Source organism: Dyella sp. (genome assembly GCF_035277725.1).
GTDB lineage: Bacteria > Pseudomonadota > Gammaproteobacteria > Xanthomonadales > Rhodanobacteraceae > Dyella_B.
In genome coordinates, this window is sequence record NZ_DATEJY010000013.1 from 12443 (window position 1) to 32671 (window position 20229).

Annotated in this window: 18 protein-coding genes; 6 read left to right on the forward strand and 12 right to left on the reverse strand. The window is 59.6% G+C overall.

Going from position 1 to position 20229, the window contains the following annotated elements; translation table 11 throughout:
- Positions 1–225: 225 nt before the first annotated feature.
- The 3 genes from VJR68_RS00725 to VJR68_RS00735 are packed head-to-tail and all read right to left on the reverse strand — an operon-like array spanning position 226 to position 3145.
- Complete coding sequence (locus VJR68_RS00725; RefSeq protein ID WP_324145628.1) at positions 226–1113, reverse strand: sugar ABC transporter permease; 888 nt, start codon at positions 1111–1113, stop codon at positions 226–228.
- Positions 1110–2438 carry an extracellular solute-binding protein gene (locus VJR68_RS00730; RefSeq protein ID WP_324145629.1) on the reverse strand — a complete coding sequence of 443 codons (1329 nt, stop codon included), beginning with the start codon at positions 2436–2438 and terminating at the stop codon, positions 1110–1112. Before VJR68_RS00730 ends, VJR68_RS00725 begins: the two co-directional genes overlap by 4 nt.
- Positions 2435–3145, reverse strand: a complete 711-nt coding sequence (locus tag VJR68_RS00735) for a DUF1868 domain-containing protein (protein ID WP_324145630.1) — start codon at positions 3143–3145, stop codon at positions 2435–2437. The genes VJR68_RS00730 and VJR68_RS00735 overlap by 4 nt, the downstream gene beginning before the upstream one ends.
- Positions 3146–3491: 346 nt before the next feature.
- Between VJR68_RS00735 and VJR68_RS00740 the strand changes: the two genes are divergently transcribed.
- The 3 genes from VJR68_RS00740 to VJR68_RS00750 all read left to right on the forward strand — a co-directional run bounded on the left by VJR68_RS00740 (position 3492) and on the right by VJR68_RS00750 (position 6472).
- Positions 3492–4505, forward strand: coding sequence for a hypothetical protein (locus tag VJR68_RS00740; protein ID WP_324145631.1), 1014 nt, complete (start codon positions 3492–3494; stop codon positions 4503–4505).
- Between the two features lie 113 nt (positions 4506–4618).
- A complete protein-coding gene (locus VJR68_RS00745; RefSeq protein WP_324145632.1) occupies positions 4619–5716 on the forward strand; it encodes a sensor histidine kinase in 1098 nt (365 codons plus the stop codon).
- A complete protein-coding gene (locus VJR68_RS00750) occupies positions 5717–6472 on the forward strand; it encodes a LytR/AlgR family response regulator transcription factor (protein ID WP_324145633.1) in 756 nt (251 codons plus the stop codon). It abuts the gene before it with no gap.
- Between the two features lie 150 nt (positions 6473–6622).
- On the opposite strand, the gene VJR68_RS00755 is transcribed toward VJR68_RS00750, so the two are convergent.
- The 4 genes from VJR68_RS00755 to VJR68_RS00770 form a co-directional block, all read right to left on the reverse strand.
- Entirely contained in the window at positions 6623–6904 is a 282-nt protein-coding gene (locus tag VJR68_RS00755) for a hypothetical protein (RefSeq protein ID WP_324145634.1), read from the reverse strand.
- Between the two features lie 70 nt (positions 6905–6974).
- A complete protein-coding gene (locus VJR68_RS00760; RefSeq protein WP_324145635.1) occupies positions 6975–8936 on the reverse strand; it encodes a hypothetical protein in 1962 nt (653 codons plus the stop codon).
- A 272-nt stretch (positions 8937–9208) separates the two neighbouring features.
- Positions 9209–9721 (reverse strand): Rid family hydrolase, encoded by a 513-nt coding sequence (locus VJR68_RS00765; RefSeq protein WP_324145636.1) that lies wholly within the window; start codon positions 9719–9721, stop codon positions 9209–9211.
- A gap of 105 nt (positions 9722–9826) precedes the next feature.
- Complete coding sequence (locus VJR68_RS00770) at positions 9827–10387, reverse strand: hypothetical protein (RefSeq protein ID WP_324145637.1); 561 nt, start codon at positions 10385–10387, stop codon at positions 9827–9829.
- 485 nt (positions 10388–10872) lie between these two features.
- Here VJR68_RS00770 and VJR68_RS00775 point away from each other — a divergent pair, with 485 nt between their 5' ends.
- Positions 10873–12276 (forward strand): sialidase family protein, encoded by a 1404-nt coding sequence (locus tag VJR68_RS00775; protein ID WP_324145638.1) that lies wholly within the window; start codon positions 10873–10875, stop codon positions 12274–12276.
- A gap of 172 nt (positions 12277–12448) precedes the next feature.
- Here VJR68_RS00775 and VJR68_RS00780 read toward each other — a convergent pair whose 3' ends face one another.
- The 3 genes from VJR68_RS00780 to VJR68_RS00790 all read right to left on the reverse strand — a co-directional run bounded on the left by VJR68_RS00780 (position 12449) and on the right by VJR68_RS00790 (position 16872).
- Positions 12449–13909: a tyrosinase family protein gene (locus VJR68_RS00780; RefSeq protein ID WP_324145639.1), complete on the reverse strand. Its 1461-nt coding sequence runs from the start codon at positions 13907–13909 to the stop codon at positions 12449–12451.
- Between the two features lie 168 nt (positions 13910–14077).
- Positions 14078–15631: an asparagine synthase-related protein gene (locus VJR68_RS00785; protein ID WP_324145640.1), complete on the reverse strand. Its 1554-nt coding sequence runs from the start codon at positions 15629–15631 to the stop codon at positions 14078–14080.
- A gap of 368 nt (positions 15632–15999) precedes the next feature.
- The gene (locus VJR68_RS00790) at positions 16000–16872 is read right to left on the reverse strand and encodes an NmrA/HSCARG family protein (protein WP_324145641.1); all 873 of its coding nucleotides are present in this window, start codon (positions 16870–16872) and stop codon (positions 16000–16002) included.
- A 103-nt stretch (positions 16873–16975) separates the two neighbouring features.
- Between VJR68_RS00790 and VJR68_RS00795 the strand changes: the two genes are divergently transcribed.
- Positions 16976–17869, forward strand: a complete 894-nt coding sequence (locus VJR68_RS00795) for a LysR family transcriptional regulator (RefSeq protein WP_324145642.1) — start codon at positions 16976–16978, stop codon at positions 17867–17869.
- Positions 17870–17884: 15 nt separating this feature from the next.
- Here VJR68_RS00795 and VJR68_RS00800 read toward each other — a convergent pair whose 3' ends face one another.
- Positions 17885–18205, reverse strand: coding sequence for a DoxX family protein (locus VJR68_RS00800; RefSeq protein WP_324145643.1), 321 nt, complete (start codon positions 18203–18205; stop codon positions 17885–17887).
- Positions 18206–18399: 194 nt separating this feature from the next.
- Positions 18400–18633 (reverse strand): hypothetical protein, encoded by a 234-nt coding sequence (locus VJR68_RS00805; protein WP_324145644.1) that lies wholly within the window; start codon positions 18631–18633, stop codon positions 18400–18402.
- A 213-nt stretch (positions 18634–18846) separates the two neighbouring features.
- Between VJR68_RS00805 and VJR68_RS00810 the strand changes: the two genes are divergently transcribed.
- Positions 18847–19596 carry an SDR family NAD(P)-dependent oxidoreductase gene (locus VJR68_RS00810; protein ID WP_324145645.1) on the forward strand — a complete coding sequence of 250 codons (750 nt, stop codon included), beginning with the start codon at positions 18847–18849 and terminating at the stop codon, positions 19594–19596.
- The last annotated feature ends 633 nt before the right edge of the window (positions 19597–20229 follow it).

The window sequence follows — 20229 nt, forward strand, 5'->3', positions numbered from 1 at the left end:
GTTCGCCAGGTGGTAGTGCGCGGCGCAGCGCTTGCCTGCCTGGCTGGCAAGCCAAGCTGCGCGCTGCCGCATGGTGGACGCACCGTGACAACCCTCCGGGCCGAAGCTGTTTGCTCGCCGGACTGCGTCCTCACTCAGTGGTGTATCGACATACACGCCTTCGTTCCTCCTTGCCCGACAAGCAAACAGATCCGGCGCGGGCCACGCCGAGACCGTACCGAGGCTCTAAGCCTCCCGTTTCGCCTGGCGTTCAAACACCGCGAACTGCACCGCGCTGGCAGCCAATACCAGCAACATCAACAGCATCGACAGTGCCGATGAGCCCGATAGATCCAGCCCGATAAAACCATCGCGATAAATCTTGTACGCCAGAATGTCGGTGGCGCCGCCGGGACCGCCCTGCGTCATGGTGTCGACGATGGCAAAACTATTGGTGATGGAATCGATCAAGTTCATCGTTGCCACGAAGAACAGTTGCGGCCGGATCATCGGAATCTGGATGTCGATAAAGCGGCGCAGTGGGCCAGCGCCATCGATCGCGGCTGCGGCCATGTAATCGGCGGGAATCGAGCGCAACGCCGCCACCAGCACGATGAAGTCGAACGGAATCTGCGTCCACGCGAAAGCGAATACTACCGTCGCCATCGCCTGCGCGCCGTTCAAGTGCGGCTGCCAGAAACCCGGCCACACCGTATTGAGATAACCCATCAGGCCGATGCTGGGGCTGGATGCCACGCGCAGGATCACGCCGAGCACGGAGCCGGCTACTGCATACGGCCAGATCAGCAGATAGCGAAACAGCTTGCCGCTGCGGTGGTGCAATTCCACCATCCAGGCCAGCGCCAGCGCGATGGTCACGGATACGCCCACGCCGAGCAGCGAAAACACCGCCGTGGTGAAGAGCGACGCGTAGAAGCTGGCATCTTTCAGTTCACGCAGATAGTTGCCCACGCCGACGAAGCGGGAGCAATGGCCGAACGGGCACACCAAGTGAAACGACCACCACAGTCCCTTGAGCGTAGGCCAGTAGAAGAACAGCACGATCAACAGCAGTTGCGGCAAGCCCAGCGCAAACGGTGTCCAGCGGCCATGGAAGCGCGCGCTCGTTTTCATGGCGAGCCTTCCTTTGATTCGCTGTACGTGGCCTGGAAACGTTCCAGCAAACGATTGCCGCGCGCCTGCGCGTTTCTAAGCGCAGCGTCCATGCTTTCACGGCCGGCCAGGGCGCGCTGCACTTCTTCTTGCCAGATCAGGCGGAACAGCGACATGAAACCGAGCCGCACGCCAGCGTTGTAGGGGTTGCCGGGCAGCGCCATCGAAGCCAGTCCCACGCGAATCGCGTCCGGTTCGGTGGCAGGCGAGCCGGCGAGCTGTTGTTCGGCCTCGTGCGTCAGCGGGAGATAGCCCGTGCGCGCCGAGAAAAACAGCTGCTGTTGCGGTTCGCGCAAGTAGGCGAGGAAGCGTGCCACCACGGGATAAACCACGGGCTTCTCGCCCTTGAATACCCACAGCGACGAACCGCCCACCGTATTGCCGTAGCGCGTGGTAGCGGCATACACCGGCAACGGGCCGACGTCGGCATCGACGATGCCGGCCTTGGCCACGATGGCATAGGCGCCGGTGGCATCGATCACCATGGCGCATTCGCCGTCGGCAAAGGCCAGCGTTTGATCGTTGGCATGCGTCAGGATGGCGGGCAGCAGGAGGCCTTGCGCATGCCAACGCAGCACGTCGCGCATGAAGCGCCGATGGATGCCATCGGCAAAGTCGTAACGCGCCGCCAGGCCATCGTGTCCATTGTTGGCGCTGGCGATCGGCGCACCTTGCACGGCATTGATCTGCTCCAGCATTTTCCATGGCGTGTAGTCGGCCACGGCGGGGCAGGTTTCGCCGTGCGCCTTGAGCGCTTGCAGCGCCTGGCCGAATGCTTCCCACGTCTGCGGCAGTTCGTGTATGCCGGCCGCGGCGAGCTTTTGCCGATTGGCATACAGCACCAGGGTGGACGTACCAAACGGCTGCGAGAGCAGGCGTCCATCCGGTGTGGCGTAGAAGCGGCGGATGCTGTCCAGGTAATCGGCATCATCGCGGGAATGGCCGGTGTCCTTCATCAGCGCGTCCACTGGATAGATGGCGCCGCTGCGCATCATGTCGGCGGTGCCGATGTCGTAAATCTCCACCACCGCGGGTGGCTGACCGGCGCGATAGGCCGCGACGGCCTTGCGCATGGTTTGCTCGTAGGTGCCTTGTGGCAGGCAGCGTACGTGATCCTGCGGGTAGGCTTTATTGAAGCCTGTACATAGTTCATCGATGGCCTGCGCATAGAGGCCGCCATGCGCGTACCAGAATTCAATATCCGCCGCGCGGACGGCAGCCGGCGCCGCAACGGCATATGCCGATAGCGCACAGGCAAGCCACAGGCGGGCGGCACGCCACGTCATGCGGCGCGTTCCTGCCGGCGAAGAAAGAACAGATTGTCGAACGCCTGCATGTCGATGAACGTGCAGAACTCCGGCGCGCCGAGCGTGATGATGCCCATCGGCGACACCAGCTCGGTGTAAAGCTTGCTGTGGAACGCCAGGATTCGTTTCACCGTTTCCAGATTCATTCCTTTGATCAGGTAGGAATGCGTCATATGGAACACGTAGCTGTCGTGCCAGGGAGCGCGAAACCCCAGTTGCGCGGCAAGGCGATCACGCAGGTCGCGCAGCTTATGCGCTTCTTCCGCATTGGCCGGCATCAGCGACATGGCGCCGATCTTCAACTGCTCGTCGGGCTTGGCGAGTTTCATGCGCAATGGCAAGTCGCAACCCAGGTCGAAAATCCGCAGCTTGTTCGCCATCTGGCGCGTGCATTCGGCCAGCGTCACGTTGAGCGGCAGTTCCGCCGGCCAGCGGTCGCGCGTGCGTTCTTTCTCGGTGACGCCCTCGAACACCGTCATGTGGTAGCTCTCTGGCGGCAATATGGCGAACGCGTCAGCGTACGGCCCAGCCTTGATCTGATCGCGCACGGCGGTGAGTGCATTCGACAGCGGGGTGAACAGCGGCACGTGGCAGATCACGGTGTTGCCGGGAAAGCGCAACACATTGCCGTGCGCGTCGAACTTTTGATCAAGATGGCTGAGTGGCTGGTGGTATTTGCTGAGCATGGTTGTCGTGTACCGAGGCAATGCCGCCCTCCGTCAAGGGGAGGGTGAATGGCGTCAGCTTGGCCGCTTTTCCGAGGGTTGGCTCAGGTAGGCAGGTATCGCTGACGCCAGGCGGGGCGAACAATATCACTCATTATGTGTCATATCTTTGACAGGGCAAAAAAGTCCCGTTTTGACTGGCTTATATGCTCAATATGACCTGGATTTTTCGGCCATATGAGCGTCATTGCTTGGCGTGGGTGGCGCGTCGCCGGTGGCTTTTCCCATCAAGGCGGTAGAATTAATTCACATAAAAGGTAATATTTGCCGCCCGCGCATTTCCGCGTGCCTACTGAGCTGATAACGCATGGCTTTTCGCCTCGATGATCGTTGGGTCTGGGATTTCTGGTTTGCGCAGGAGGGTGGGTGTACGCATCTGTTTTTCCTGCAAGCACCCAAGTCGCTGGGCGATCCCAATAAGCGCCACTGGCATGTCTCGATCGGGCATGCCGTCTCCAATGACCTGATGAACTGGGTGGAAGTGGAAGAGGCGTTGCGCCCGGCAGCATCGCCTGCGTGGGATGACTACACCACCTGGACCGGCGCGGTCATGCGAGCGCCGCAAGGACACTGGCTGATGTTCTACACCGGCACCAGCCGCGCAGATGAAGGATTGATCCAGCGCATTGGCCTGGCCACTTCGCCGGATCTGTATCGTTGGGAACGCGCCGCCGGCAATCCGATCGTGCAGCTGCCTGACAGCACGCTTTACGAAACGCTCGACAAGAGCGTGTGGTACGAGCAGGCCTGCCGCGATCCATGGGTATTTCCCGGCCCCGATGGCGATGGCTGGCATATGGTGTTCACCGCGCGGGAGCCGAATGGCCCGAGCATCGGCCGCGGCGTCATCGGCCATGCCACATCCAATGACTTGCACCAATGGACGCTGCAACCGCCGCTGTTTCGTTCGCGCGTGTTCGGGCATCTGGAAGTGCCGCAGATTTTCCAATGGCAAGGCCGCTGGTACTGCCTGTTTTGTACCGCCGCGAATCTGATCGATGGCGATTACGCAAGCGCGGCCATGTCGCAACCGATGACCGGCACGCATTACCTGATGGCCGATCATCCGCTGGGCGAATGGCATTTGATCCCCGGCGACTTTCTGGTGGGCGACCCGCTAGGGAAACTCTATGCCGGGCGCGTGCTGCCCGCGCAAGACGGCTCGCTGTATTTCATGGCCTTTCTCAAGCATGAAGAGCAGGGTGCATTCGTGGGCGAACTGTCCGATCCGCTGCCGGTGGTCGTACGCGAGGATGGAACACTCTACGTCGACGCATCGCGTTACGGAGTCCTGCCTCACAACGTGCCGATTTCCGCTTAGTCCCTGGCAAGGCGCAGGCCGCTTTCCCGCCGAGCCTGGCGACTCGCTGCACCGGAACGGCCATTCGCTGCAGCGCCGGATTTTCGCAACGACTTTGGTGTAGCGTGACGGTCATGACCGACGCCCGCCCGGACACGCGCTTTACCCGCTGGACTTGGATCGTGGCGATCTGGTGCGCTGGTGCACTGTTTGACGCCAGCCAGACCATTCTCATCATGCACGCGATGGTCGGGCATCGATCATGGCTTGCGCCGTTCGGTATCGCGTTCATTTCTTGGCTGCCATGGGTGCTGGCGACGCCATTCATCATCGAACTGGCGCGAAGGCATCCGATCGGCCGCGGTGCGTGGTTGAAAACGGCAGGCATGCATCTGGCAGCCTTTGTCCTCATCAGTGCGGTGGCGGAGTCGTGGGCAGCCTTGCTGCGGGTCGTTTTCAACCCATGGCATCACACGCCGCCGTCCACTTTTCTATACACCTGGTATACCACGCTCACTGACCAGATCCTGACGTTCGTGATCGTCTACGTACTGATCTTGACCATCACCTACGGCATCGATTCGCGCGAGAAAATGGAGCGGCAGATGACCGAGACCGGGCGGCTCAATGAGGAACTATCGCGAGCTCAACTTGCGGCACTGCGGCGCCAGATGGATCCCCATTTCATGTTCAACACGCTCAATTCGATCGTGGGCCTGGTGCGCGATCAACGCAACGACGCCGCGGTCAGCATGATCGTGGGCTTGAGCGAGTTCATGCGCCGCGCCTCCGAAGATTCCCATCGCACGCAGGTCACGCTGACGGAGGAGGTCGAGTACCTGCAACGCTATATCGATATCCAGAAGATGCGATTCGGGGATCGCCTGCGGGTGAGCCTGGATATCCCCGCCGAATTGGGGAATGCGCAGGTTCCGAATCTCCTGCTGCAGCCGCTGGTGGAGAACGCCATCAAACATGGCGTTTCCAAGCGTGTCGCGGGTGGTGACGTCCGCGTCGCAGGTACTCGCCCCGACGGCACGCTTCGCTTGACGGTCTACAACGATGGCCCTTGGGTGCAAGAGGATATGGAAGCGACCTCTTGCGGTGTCGGCCTTGGCAACCTGCGTACGCGCTTGCATATCTTGTACGGCGAGCGATCCGCGTTGCAGTTACGGCCTCTCGACGCGGGTGGCGTGGAGGTTGTCGTGACACTGCCGTTCGTGGAGGCGTGAATGGCATCGGCAGACGAACATGCTCAGTCGATCCGTGTGCTGATCGTCGACGACGAGGCCTTGGCACGGCGGAACCTCACGCTGCTGTTGCGCAACGATCCGGATATTGCATCGGTGATTGAATGCGAGTCGGGGCTGGATGCGATCAAGGAGATCAGGCGGTCCAGGCCCGACCTTGTATTCCTTGACGTACAAATGCCCGAATGCGACGGCTTCGATGTGCTTGAGTTGCTTGGTGCGGATATGCCAGAGACCGTGATCTTCGTAACGGCCTATGACGCCTACGCATTACGCGCGTTCGAGGCGGGTGCGCTTGATTATCTTCTTAAGCCCTTCGACGATGCGCGTTTCCATCGTTCGCTGGCACGCGCCAAGGAAAAGCTAGCGCGCTATGCGCCGAAGCCACGGCGGCCGATCAGCCGGATCGCGGTCAAGAGCCGTAACCAGACTTTATTCCTCGACGTTGCCGACATCGATTGGATCGAAGCGGCCAGCTATTACGCCTGCATCCATATCGGCGCGGACACCCACATCCTGCGCCGCACGCTGCAGGAGCTGGAGCAGGATCTGGATGAGCGGGCCTTTGCGCGCATCCATCGCTCGATCATCGTGAACCTCGACCGGATACGCGGGCTGGAATTGCAGGATGGTGGCGAATACGAAGTCGTGTTGCATTCCACGGAACGGCTGCGGCTGAGCCGGCGCTATCGCAAGCGCATCCATGAGCGGCTTGGCGAGCTATCGGGCAGCCGCTGACGTTAGGTAGGCTGGGATGAAATCCCGGCATCGGGTGGCGTGCAAATGCTGGGATTTCATCCGAGCCTACTCGCTACGCTCGCACCCACCCCGACCCTCCCCTGCATGCAGGGGAGGGGGTACAACACGGCCAGTGTCGAGATACGTGCTTCAGTGCTGCGAACTCTCATCCCCCGTCGCCGCCGGGCTTGCCTTGTCGCCTTTCATCATGTCGCTGCCCTTGGGCATTGCGCCTTTCATCATCTTGCCCTTGTGCATCGTGCCCATCTTCATCATATCGTGCGGCATGGGCTTCTTCTTCATGCCATCGTTCGTCTGCGTTGTTTCATCATGGGTCCTCGCATCCTGGCCCATCTGATTTTCCTGTGCAAAGACGCTACCGGCACTAACCACCAGGCACAGGGCGAGCACGACAGAATTTACGTTTTTCATAAATAACTCCTAGCTAGGTTCAGCGGAAATACGCAAGGCAGGTGCCATGCGCGGTGGGAACGCAACGTCACTAAAGGTCGGTGGTGAGGTAAGCGAAGACAGTCCGCGGGGTGGGCCATTGGAAAAAACCGGGCGTGTATTGGGTCGACCATTTCTTGGTCGCCAAGACATTCTGGATCTGCACGCGCAGGCTGCTTGGCTTGCCGAAGGCGGTGAATTTGTAACGGCCGCCAAGATCCACGCGTGTGACGGCGGGCGAATAAACCCCGTTGTCGACACTGGCAGGCGCGGTACCAAAATGTGTGGCCGACGCATCCAGTGATGCAGCCGGCAACCACGGCAGCGTCAAGTTGGCATTGGCCACATAGGTCAAAAGCGGCTGGCCGATGGCGACGACACCCACTTTCTCGGCCGCCAGATTAGGGCCTTGAATACTGACCTTGCCATCGAGTGCGCCGATATTCACGTGCAAGTACTCGAACAGTTCGCCCGCGATGGAAAGCTCGGCACCTTTGGCTCGCTGTGCGCCGAGTTCCCGATCGATGTTGTTGGTATCCAGATTGAAGTAGGGCTTCTGCAGCTCGAAGAAACCCGCGATGATCTTGAACTTGGGCGTCACGACATAACGTATGCCGGTATCGATTTGCCAGGTCTTGGATGCAGGTAGCACCGCGCCGCCGTTCTTGGCGGAGTTGGGCGCAGCACCGGAATTCTCCAGCCCCTGCGTATAGCCGGCATAGGCGGTCCATTGCGGCGCGAGGGCAAAGGCTACGTTGCTGTAAGCGCGAGGAAGATGTGCCGACACGTCGGAGTCCGGTGCGCCGGGCGTGACGACCGTTTCGCGGTAATTTTCGTCCTGCACGCCCAATTCGAATTCGGCGCGTTGCCGCCAATCCACGTGGTAGGCCGAGCCCACGCTCCATAATCCGGTGCGATCGCTGGTGCGCGCCGAGTACGTAAAGTCCGGTTGCGGAAGCTGGACCAGCGTGCCGATGTTGGCAGCGCCTTCGTCGATAGCGTCCTCGCCACCGTAACGCGCCTTCGTATCCCGCCCGCGAAGCGTAAAGATCAGCTTCTGCAGCCAATCACCGCTGGTGAAGGTGCCCGTCAATCGCACTTCGCCGGAGTTGGAAGACGTGCTTTGATCGGGATAGCCCACCACCACATGCTCGGCCCGGCCGTTCGGTTGAATGCCGGTATACAGATCCGCAAAGCTGATGGGATAGTCGTTGGTCGAACGAAAAACACCAGCCTTCAGCAGCCATGCCTTATTCAAACGCGCAGACACGATGCCGCCGAGATTCATCGTCACGTCGCGGCCTTCCGCCCAGTTCTGCCCGAAGTAGCCGCCGGTCATCGGCGGTGGCAGAAAATCGCCCGCCGTCAAGAACAACGGAAAGGTCTTGGCCGCATTCGTTTGCTGCCAGTCAACGATCGCGCGCACCGTGATCTTGTCGTTCGGCGTCCATTGGGGCGTCGCGCCGATGCTTGTCACCTTCGAGGTGTAGCCGGGATAAGGCCCATAGGATGTCGTCTGTATGCTCAGTTGCGTGCTTACGCCGACCGGCAGGACGAGTTCCTTGCCGAGCAAGGGCACGCTGCCGTCAACACTGACGCCCCACGCTTCATGCGGACCGACGTTTGCAATGATTGTCGCATCTGGTACGTCGCCACCGACACGGCGAAGGTCGTAATCCACGATGCCGGTAGGCGCGGGGAAGGCATAGCCGATTTCGCTCGCGCCGACCTTGATGGTCGAATCCTCGACGACACGATTGGACAGCGGGCCTTGCTGGTCGAAGTAGAGACCATCGATCCGCACATTGCCGGCGGCTTGCGGATTGAAGCCGCGCACCAGTCCTGGGCTATACAGGCCTACTGATTCCAGGCCGAGTGTCAGCCCATACGCGTCGTCGGCAGCATCAACAGGATTGTCAGAAGCGTGCTGAGCGCTAACTGCCGTCGCCTGAAGCACTGCGGCAACCGCCATGACGACGGTGAGTTTTCGACGCTTCGTAGATAAGTCGGGCATAGATGTGCATCAACTTGCGTGATGTCGTGGACACGAGTGTATGCGTGCGCATGAGAACAACCCATGTCGTTTGCTGCAGTAAGACGGCCGCTTGCTGCAAAAACTGCTTGTCGCAGGGAGCGGATCGACGTTACTGATTCAAAGGCAACGGACGGGAGTTCGCGCCATGCGCGGATGCGCGCGGCGCGTTCACTGTCATGCATGGGTCACTATGCGCGCGATTGACCGAGCCCAGACGCCTGCCGTCCATGAGTGGCGCAAAAATTGGACTGTTACTTCGACCGCACGGCGACGACGTCGATTTCCACCAGGGCTCCACGACGACCTGCGGGCAGAACCACTTCCAGGGTGGTGCATGCCGGTTTGTTGGGCTGTTCCTTGGTGCCGAAGAACGGACGATATCCAGCCCTGAATCCGCTGATGTCCATCTGGTCGCCTTTCGCTGGATCGGCCGCGAGATACACGCGCACCATCGCCACATCGCCCAACGTGAGGTGCTGTGTCTTAAGGAACGTTTGAATGTCTTTGAGAATGCCAGCGGTCTGCGACGCGGTATCGGTGTGCGTCTTCAGGTCCGGATCCAGCCAGCCACTCACATACAGCGTGTCTCCCGCCCACACTGCTTGCGAAGCGGGCAGGTTGGCCCCCGAAGGGTTTTGGCTGGCCGTGAGCGGAATGTTTTTTAAGCCTTGCGCGAAAGCCGTCGTGGTGCTGCCGCCCATGAAAACAAACGCGGCCACCGTGGCGAAAGGGAATTTCCGACGCTTGATACACATGCCGCGCATAACGTTCCCCTCCGTGTTCGGGCATCACTTGCGCAGTGCTTCGAACAAGAGTGTAGGCATGCGGACTGGAACAACCCATGTCGTTCGCTGCAGCAGAGCGACCGTTTACTGCACAACGGCACTGGCTTGATCTCTCCGAAAGTCTAGAAGCCGAGTCAAGCGTGCGCGAACGAGACGAAGATGCAGGATGGGATAGAGGTTGAACGCCACCTGGATCAGCACGAACAGCAACGCCTCGGCAAAAAGACCGCGAAACGCGATGTAGGCGATATAAGGCGTAAACAACACGGCGGCCCAGAAGTGGATGGCTTCGGCGGACTCCACTTTTCGAAGCAGCTCGGGGAGGTTCTGTGCTCGGCCTGTGAGATAAACGGAGTTGTTGAGATAACGAAACGGCGTGTTCCGAAGAAAGCTGCCAAAACGTCGAATGCCCCACCGATCCTGCGTACCTGCACGGGTGGCATTTAAATCGACGGCCCTCAGGCCGCCCGGCATGCGAAACAGGAGCTGTGGTTCCGCCGATTTGGCAGTACCCATGAAATAAAACATGCCGAAGAGTCCGAGCCAGGGCGAGCCAACACCCTCAACCCTGCCCCACATGACGGCGCAGAGGCAGAAAAAGGCCCCGACCACGACAGCCTTGCCAATACCGAGCCATAGCCTCACCGCCACCCCCTCTCATGCATGGTCCCGCTGACAGATATGCCTGACAGCGCTGCTCATGACAACGAAAAAGCCCCGGCAGAACCGGGGCTTTTGACACATCCTGTGAGTGATGCCCCACTCGTCGGATCGCGACCTCCTTGCCGCTCCTGACATCCGTATCACCAGCCGAACGTCGGCGGGACTTACGGGGCATGGGGCTATTCTCTGTCAGGGAATATGGATGAGCTATCAGGCGCCTCCGCCTTCTTGTGTAGGGGGATTCCTACAAAGCTGCTCCGTTGGGCTGCCGGGCCTGACGAATACAGTGGACCACCTGTGTACCCGCCCCGGCTTTCGTCGGGGCGAACGTGCATACCCGGGCGGCCGACCGTTTGTGCAGGATTCGCCACACGGACCAGGCAAGTACTACAAGACGCCTTCAAGCATGCGGCGCAGAATCCATGGATCATTGTGCAAAGCTTGCGCGCCAAAGGGGGATGCCATTCATGGCGTTTTTTGTGAAATCAACCCGGCTTGCGCTGGGTGTCGCGTGCCTGCTCGCGATCTCGATTCCGGTCAGCCTTTTTGCTGCCGACACGGTCACCGAACCGATGGTGCCTGAGGCAACGGTAACGACACTTACCAAGCCGGGCTTCTTCACTGAACCGGGTATTGCGATCAGCCCGCTGGATCCCGACAGGGTCACGGCGATCTACCAGGACAATGTCCACATCGCTTTCAGCAATGACGCCGGTGTCCATTGGAATGACGTATCCAAGGTTGCGCCGCCGGAGTGGCGAGTGTCGGGAGATGTCTCCGTTACCTACGACAACAACGGCCATGCCATCGCCAGCTACATGGCTTTCAACAAGTTGGGCACGGAAGATTATTGGGCGCACAACGCACCCGCCGGCGGTCTCTACATTCGCCGCTCGCTGGATGGCGGCAAGACGTGGGAGAGCCAGGCGCACACGGTCATTGAGCATCTCGGCGATCATCCACCGCCGCTATGGGAAGACAAGCCATTTATCGTCGCGGATCAGAGTCATGGGCCGCATGCCGGGAACCTTTACATCGGCTGGACGCGCTGGACGTTGACCGGATCGGAAATCCAGCTGAGCCGTTCCACGGACGATGGCTTGAGCTGGTCCACACCGATGGAAATTGATGCGTATCCCGGCTTGCCGCGCGATGCCACCGGCGCCAACGAAGGCTTCTGGGGCGTAGTGGGCCCGGACAGTACTTTTTATGCCGTGTGGGCGGATACCAGCCACATCGCCTTTACGCTCTCGAAGGATGGCGGCCGCAGCTTCACCAAAGCGCGCGACATCATTCCCACCGCGCCCATCATGTACGGCATGGCGGACCTGGATCGCGCCAATGGTTTTCCGCAATTGGCGATCGATCCGCGTACCACGCTCGGCGCACCGCACGGCCGGTTGTATGTAGTTTGGGCCGATTATCGACATGGCGGTATCGATGTCTTTCTCTCCACGTCCATCGACGACGGCGATCACTGGACGCCGGCGGTACGCGTCAACAACGATCCGCCGAACAACGGCGCCGATCATTTCTTCCCGGCGTTGGCGGTGGATGCGGTGACCGGCGATGTGTATGTGTCTTTCTACGATCGCCGCGCCGATCCGCACAACCGAGCTGCCATCGTGACGTTGGCACGCTCGACGGATCACGGCAATACATTCGTCAACTACGCGTGGACGAAGCAGCCTTTCACCATGCGCAATGCTTTTATGGGCGACTACAGTGGTTTGGCGGCGCGTGGCGGCCACGTTTATGGTGTCTGGACGGAGCATGTCGAGGCACCCTCCGTGAAAGGCAAAGCGGAGGCGGGGGAGGGGCATCGCGATAACAACACGGTTGTCGACGTGGGGACTGCGACGTTTCATTGACGTCGCGTTTTGCCAATCGCTTCGATACGGAATCGATAGCATGGGCGGGATAGCAAGTAGGCTGGGATGAAATCCCAGCACCGCCATGTCTACAAATGCTGGGATTTCATCCCAGCCTACTTGCTCATCCACGCCATTATCGGAAACAGGGTAGCGATCGATGGTCGATTCGCTACTGCCGAAGTTCGATGGCACCAATGGTCACCTTCGCATCCGGCCGAAGCGTGGCCTGAGACGCTGCGATCGCTTCGGCTGATGCACCCTGGTTGTTGCTTGTAAGCACCAGTCCTGAGCTGGCCTCGAATATGATCGTCAAGGCATTCCCGTCTGGAAACCCGAGTTGTTGCAGTTGCCTGGTCACGTTGTATTCGAAGGTGCGTGCGATGGGTCCCGCACGGTCCATGTGATCCATTTTGTCCATATGATCGAAGACGCCGAACCAATTAATGGTGGCTACGAAAATTCTCGATGACGATTGATTGTTTTTTGCAACATATACGTCAATGAGTGCGCCGGGTGCGAACATTGCACTTACATCGCGCAGCACCAGTTCCGTATTTTGCAGCCGTGCAGCTGCGGGAATCGTCACATCCAGGGAAGTCATGGTCGAGTTCAGCCGGAGAGGCAGGTGCGAAAACAAAATGTTCGGAAAAGCTTGTTCGACACTGGCCGGAGATTGAATCTGCATGGCTACCGCGGCGGGCGCCGGTGCGCGTGTGCACGCGCTGCTGTTGTCGTAAACATAACCTAGCGCGGTAGTGTCAAGAAAATCCTTGACGGTGCGAGTCACTTCAGTACCGGTTTCGTCCACGAAGGTGAAACTCTGGCTTGCCCACGTGCCGGGCAGCTCGTTGGGGTGCGAATGCTGCCAGCAGGACCACATGCGGTCGATATTGGTGTGGTGCATGTAAAAGATCGGATCGTTGGCCGCCACGCCTACCAATCCCATCAGCGATATCGGGCAGTAATGCACCATGGCGCAGTGCACGTTGCCATGCACACCGCTTTCTATGTCTTTTTCAAACTGCAGCAAGCTTGTGTCCGTGGTCAACGGCCCGTCGATATTCGTGATGTTGGGGTTCAATGCGAGCAGCCCCTGGTTCACCGGTGGGGATCGGCGCCAGTCGTAGAGTGGGGAGGTGGTGTCACGGAACTCGGCGGGAAGCGCCGTTTGAGCAGGATTCGTGTAATCCCAATATGGCAGCGTCAGCGTGGGATCGTTCGCAGCCCAGCGCAGCACGCGCTCGAAATAATAAAGGTACATGCGATGCCAGGCGAAAAAGTTCAGCTCGGTTCCCGGCGGCGAATGCTGGCATGTGGCCCAGATGGCTTTCGCGATGGCATCGGGCGGTGTCTGGTCTACGATGCCTGGCTGGGTCGAGGTGCCAACCAGATACGGGAGGTACTGCGATAAGCCATCGTTCGTCAATTGCTGGCTTCGTTGGGCGACGGTCCCGAACGGGCTGGTCGACCCAAGATAGCCATGAATATTCGCCCAGTATTTCCAGCTACGGCGGAAGTTGGCTGTGCCTGTCGGGCTGTTATCGAGCGCTCTCATTTTGGCCACCGCTTTCTTTAAGCTGGCCAGACGCATTGCGCCAGCAGGTCCGCTGACAAACGCCTGCCAACTCATGCGGACTTGTGGCGGGGGCACTGGGGCGGTCTGCGCGACAGCGGTATGAACACTCAGGCTTGTGACCACCAAGCAAAGTATCGTCACAAGTAACGAAGCGCGCCGAGGTTTCATATCTCCTCCTTTGTCCAGCAGACCTATGCAAGACGACATTTAGTAGTGGGGGATTCACTCACTTTTGGTGTGGGCGACGGCCTTGGCGCCGAGCATGCGGTCGAGCAACCAAGGAAGGATGACGGCAAGCAAATAAAACTTCGATGCGAAGTACTTGTTGCCTAAAAAGTTGCGGTTCGCATCAAGCCAGGCTGGCGCGCCCGGCATGACATCGCGAGCCTGTTCGGCAAAAGCGCGAACCTGCTCGAAGCGCCGGCTGGCCAGTCCACGCAAGTCGAAACGAAAACTGCCTTTGGATTGCACGTACGGCAAGTCCTTGAAATGTCCTGCGATGTACTTGCGCATCAGCACTTTGTTTACGCCGCCGGGGCCGATCAGGTGATCGTCGGGAACCTGATGGAAAACCCAGTCGCGCAACGATTCGTTGCAATACGGGTAGGCCAGCCGAAGCGACATGGCCCTGGCAAGGTACATGCCTTTGGCGAGCATGCCTGATTCCAGGATGGTGCATGAAATGCGGCGTATGGCTTCCTTCGATTGCGCCGCATCGATATCGGAGCGGAATGACTCCAGGCGCTGCCGTGAGCTGGCCGAAATATCGCAGCCAAGCAAGGCATCCACTTCCGCATCGCTGAAACGCGAACCGGGAAGGAAACGCTCAAACTCATTCATCTGCAGGGTCGACAGCACAAAGCAGAGCTTGAAGTTGCGGCTCACCAGGCGTGACGTGAACAGTGCATGGGGTAAACGGATGCTCCTTGCCAGCAACGCAAGCAAACGATCCGTGTTGTGTAAAGGGCAGCCGAAATACTCGTCTGCACCAAGGCCGTCAACGATGCCATCACCGCCCCGCGCGCGGACTTCCGTCACCAAATCGGCATAGGAAAGCGCCGCAAAATCGGCAGTAAGCAAAGGTACGCGCGGGACCATGGCGAGATAGCGGTCGTAGGCGCGCTCCGGATCGCATACCAGCGTTTCGTGGTGCAGGCCGAGCTTTTTGGCGACCTGGCTTGCCGACGGAATTTCATTTTCTTCGCGGCCGCCGTAATAGGTGAAGCAGGTTGTGTCCGGACGCGTCTCGGACAGTGCGATGGCCAGCGTGGTGGAGTCCTTGCCGCCGCTTTGAAGCAACCAGGGAGCCTGCATGTTGGCGGTGGTGAGAGCGATCGAATCGCACAGCAGGCGATGATAGGTCTCAAGCAGCTTGTTTTCGTCGACCGTTCCGGGCGCTGGACGCCAACGTGCCAACGCGGACTGAAACCGATAGTGGTACGCCGGAGCGGCATGCATGTCCTGCGCCGGGTCGAAACCGGTCCCGGCAAGCTTCACATTCCGATAAATGGAATGTGGCGGATAGACGAATGAATTTCGCAACAGATCGGCGAGCGATACGGGATCTATCGAAACCTCATCGCCCTGGATGCCTTCAACAGGTGAGAAGTCGACTTCGCTCAGATAAGGCGAGGTATCGATCTGAATATTCGTTCGACCAGGGATGCCGGAGCTCAAAGCGAAGCTCGTTGCTTGAATGCAACTCTCGTCGATTTGGAAATCTTTCATGGCTCGATAGCCACGGAGCGCACGGCTTGCTCGATGGTGTACGCACATCGAAAGTGCAGCCTCACAACCGTCACGGGTGCTACGGCTTGCAGGTTAATGTGTTGGATCGTTGCGTTTATCGGTGCAACGGGGCGACCCGTTGCCATTCGATAGGACATAAACGCCCCCATCCCGCTCGTTCGCAGGTGCGTCCTAGGTAATAAAAACCTCCCTATGCGATGCGCGTGCATCGCAGCTAGCGTATATCCCCCGTGATCTACCGGGTCATAATGTGATCTTAATCACACTTCTGTCGAATTTCGGTGTACGTATCAAACACGGGCTGGCAAGTAGGCCGGGATGAAATCCCAGCTTCGTCGAACCTACCGACGCTGGATGTCGTCCCAGCCTACTTGTCGTATTGCGCGCCGCTGTGTTCAAGCTGCCGTGGTCGTGATGTCGCTAATAAAGCCGCGATAAGAACGCAACGGCCGACCCAGCAGCTTGGTGAGGCGTTCGACATCACCCGCTTCGGGAAGCATGCCGTCGCTGACGTAACGCTCGGCCATCAGGCGCATCTCGTAAGCCATCCATGTCGGCATGAAGCTGGCCATGTTCTGCTCGAAGCCAGCAGGGTCATCGCCGCCGTACGCCACGGGGCGTCCCAGCACATCCGACCAGATTGCCGCCACGTCCGTGCCTGTCAGCGTGTCGGGGCCGACCAGGTTGATCGTTTCGATCGGCAGCGTGGCGGGGGATTGATCGCGATGGATCAGCTCGATGGCGGCCACTTCGGCGATGTCGCGTGTATCGATCATGGCCACGCCCTTGCTGCCGATCGGCATCGGATACACGCCGTGATTGAGCACCACGTCCTTGATCATGTGTTCGTTGTCGATGAAGTAGGTCGCGCGCAGGATCGTCGCGCTGAAACCCATCTGCTTCAGCATCTGCTCGGCACCCGATTTCACCGCGAAGTGCGGCACGTTGACGAAGCGGTCGGCGTGGAGCACCGACAGATAGACGACTCGCTTGACCCCCGCCTCCCGCGCAACGTTGAGGGTGATGATCGCCTGGGTGAATTCATCGCCGGTGACGGCATTGAGCAAGAACAATGTGCTGACACCGTCGAACGCGGTGCGTAATGCATCGATGTCGAGCAGGTCGCCTTGGACCACATCAACGCTGGCAGGGAATTGGGCTTTCGACGGGTCGCGGGTGAGCACGCGCACCGAGGCGCCGCGCTTGACGAGTTGGTCGACGACGTGACGGCCGACGCGGCCGGTGGCACCAGTAACGAGGATAGACATGGCATTTACTCCGGGTGGGTTGAGAACACACCCGCCATGTTATTGATCCAATTTCTGGCGCATAGCCGCTAAAATGAGACGTAACGTCTCACAGGTGGAACATATGGATCTGCTCGCACTCGCCGACTTCAACCTGGTGGCCCGTCACGGCGGGTTTGGCAAAGCCGCCCGCGAAGCCGGCCGTCCGAAGGCCACGCTGTCCCGTCGCGTGGCCGAGTTGGAGGCCAGCCTTGACCTGCGTTTGTTTGAACGAGGCGCGCGATCGCTCAAGCTCACGGAAGAAGGGCATGCACTGTTCGAACGAACCGGCCTGTTGCTGACCGAACTGGAGGAGACAACCACGGCGATCGCCTCGGGCGGACACACGGCGCGCGGACGATTGCGCATCAGCGCGCCGCTGCTGTTTTCGCAGACCGCCATGGGAAAACTCGCGGCGGGTTTCGCGTTACGCCATCCGCAAGTGCGATTGGAAATCACGGCGGAAGATCGCGCGGTGGACATGATCGAAGAAGCCTATGACCTGGTCATTCGCGTCAATCCGGAGCCGGATGCAACGCTGGTCGGACGCATCTTTCTGCGTGATCGGCTGGTCATTGTCGCGAGCCCGAACTTGCCGTTTCCCAACGATGGCGGCCCGGTTCCCGCCGTCACTCGCGGTTCCATGCAGCAAACCGAGACTTGGTCGCTAACGACACCATCAGGGCCATCGACCATGCTGGTCAAGCCCGTACTCAGCTTGTCATCGCTGCTTATGGTCCGCGATGCGGTTTGCGCGGGCGCCGGCGCTGCGCGCCTGCCGCTGTCACTGGTCAGCCCGGATCTCGCCGCCGGAACGTTGGTGCATGGGGGAGACGTGGAAGGACCCGAGATCGCCCTCTGGGCGCTTTACCCCACGCGCCGATTGCTCAGCGCGCGCGTATCGGCATTTCTGGACTATCTCAGGGAAGCGTTTCCACGAGGAACACCCGACGAACTTGCCGCCTATGTCGGGGCTTGACGATGTTTTCGTTGCTCAGGGAAGGATTTGCGTGATCAGGAGCAAGGCAGCAAAGAAGCCGAGCGGCGCGAGATGGGCAAACTCGCGGTGACGCAGCACGGTCAACACGGCGGCGGCGATCACGATGGCCCCCAATAACAGGCCCAACCCGCGCGTGAAAGAAAAAGCGATAAGGACGGCGGCCGCCATCTCCAGCACACCGGTCACACGGCACCACCAGCCCGGGTAACCCCAGCGAACGAAGCCGCTTTGCGTCGCGGGCGTGCCGATCGTGTTGAAGAGCCCGGCACCGAAGAACGCGATGACCAGCAACCAGATCGAGAGCGAATGCAGCATGCTGGCTTACTCCTGACGATGAAGGGGATCGCCGCCAGTCATCTGCGCCGATGCAAAAGCATGCATGCGTAAGGCGCGCCGTGTCGAGTCTCCCGCAATATGCAGGCTGGGATGAAATCCCAGCATCGCCATGCCCATCCATGCTGGGATTTCATCCCAGCCTAGGCGACGAGGGAATCCTTGCTGCCGTCAGCTCATTGCTCTCTATGGACAGGCAACAGACGGCTGTCAAAAGTACGCCACTCGCCGTCGGTGCCCTGAATCTTGATCACTGCGTCGTCTGCGCCGCGGCGCGCGGCTGCGCGGCATTCCTGCAAGGCATACGCCAACGCTTCCTGGCGAGAGGGGAAGCGATGGGTGTGATGATCTTCCACGACCACCGCCGTCGGTGCCGATAGCTGGGGGGCGAGCTGGGGAATGAAAAACATGGGAAGGATGAACGATGAAGTTGCAGCGACTTTGCAACGGCGAGCGTCGTCGCCGTGTGGAAGGCCGGTTGATGACACGCGCTTGCCATGGATGCGTTTATCCTGTGGCAGCTTTCATGCGCGGCGCGTCAAACGCGCATCGATACAGCGGCGCTGGTCTGCTGATCGCCGCTCAACGTCGCGTGGAAACATGTTGCTTGGCCATAATGTGCGGTGGAGGAACTCATGGCTCGCATTTTTATTACGGGCTCAGCGGACGGCCTTGGTCGAGCCGCCGCGCAGACCTTGCTTGCCGATGGCCATCACGTTGTTGTCCACGTCCGCGGACAGCAACGCCTGGATGCGGTGCAAGAACTGCTGGACGCGGGAGCGCGGGCGGTCGTCGGAGATCTGTCGGATCTTTCACAAACCCAGGATGTCGCCAGGCAGGTCAACCAGCTCGGCGGGATGGACGCGATCATTCACAACGCAGGCGTCTACTCCGATCCACGCGTGCTGCCGGTCAACGTGGTTGCACCTTATGTGCTCACGGCGCTTATCCGCCGGCCGCGCCGTTTGATTTACCTGAGCAGCGGCATGCATCTGAGCGGCCGCCCCGTACTTACGGGATTGGACTGGACCGGGAAAAGCGCATCTGCCTCGTATTCGGACAGCAAGCTTTTTGTCACCACGCTCGCCGCAGCGGTGGCTCGCCTTTGGAGCGATGTGGTCAGCAGTTCCGTGGACCCCGGTTGGGTTCCGACCAAAATGGGAGGGCCCAGCGCCCCCGATGACTTGCGCTTGGGACACCGGACGCAGGAGTGGCTTGCGACAAGCCAGGATCGGGACGTTTTTCTCTCGGGCCATTACTGGCATCACCAGCGTCGCGTCGAGCCGCATGCGGCATCGCGCGATATTGTTTTTCAGAATGCGTTGCTGGATACGCTCGAAGAAGTGACTGGCTTGGCGCTATCCAAGTCCTGAAGCGAGACTTTGCCGATGGTTGATGTTGGTGAGAGGAGCGGGATAGGTATCTCAATCCTCGCGGAGGATAGCTCCCTGCTGCTTGCACCTGATTAGCGTTGAATCTCAGCTACGCCAGATGCCGTTCCCTCCCCTGCGTAGTAGGGGAGGGGTAGGGGCAATGCTCCGAACTCAAGGATTTTCAACCGCTGGAAACTCTTGTTCGTCATTCCAGCGAAAGCTCACTGCTGTCCGGAAAAAATTTTCCCGGCTTGCCTAAATGCCTAAATATTCGTCGTCCCGGCGAAGGCCGGGATCCAGCGACTTATAAATCGTCAAAGTCACTGGGCCCCGGCCTTCGCCGGGGCGACGAATCGGTAGCGTTGAATTTCAACGAAAAATTCAAGCATCAGGTGATGGCCGAGAAAATTTTCCCTGTCACTTCGTTTTTTCCCGGACAGCAGTGAGCGAAAGCTGGAATGACGGGTTTGGGTTCTGTAGCGACTGGAAGAACCTTAATCTTACTGTGTCATAAATTCACGAGGTGTTCTGAACGGGTGCTCGTCCGCAACATGGACAGCGCGGCAAGCTAGCTGCGAGCGCGAGGCTGAGAACGTAGCGTAGTGATGGTATCGAGTCGGGCACGTGTCGCTG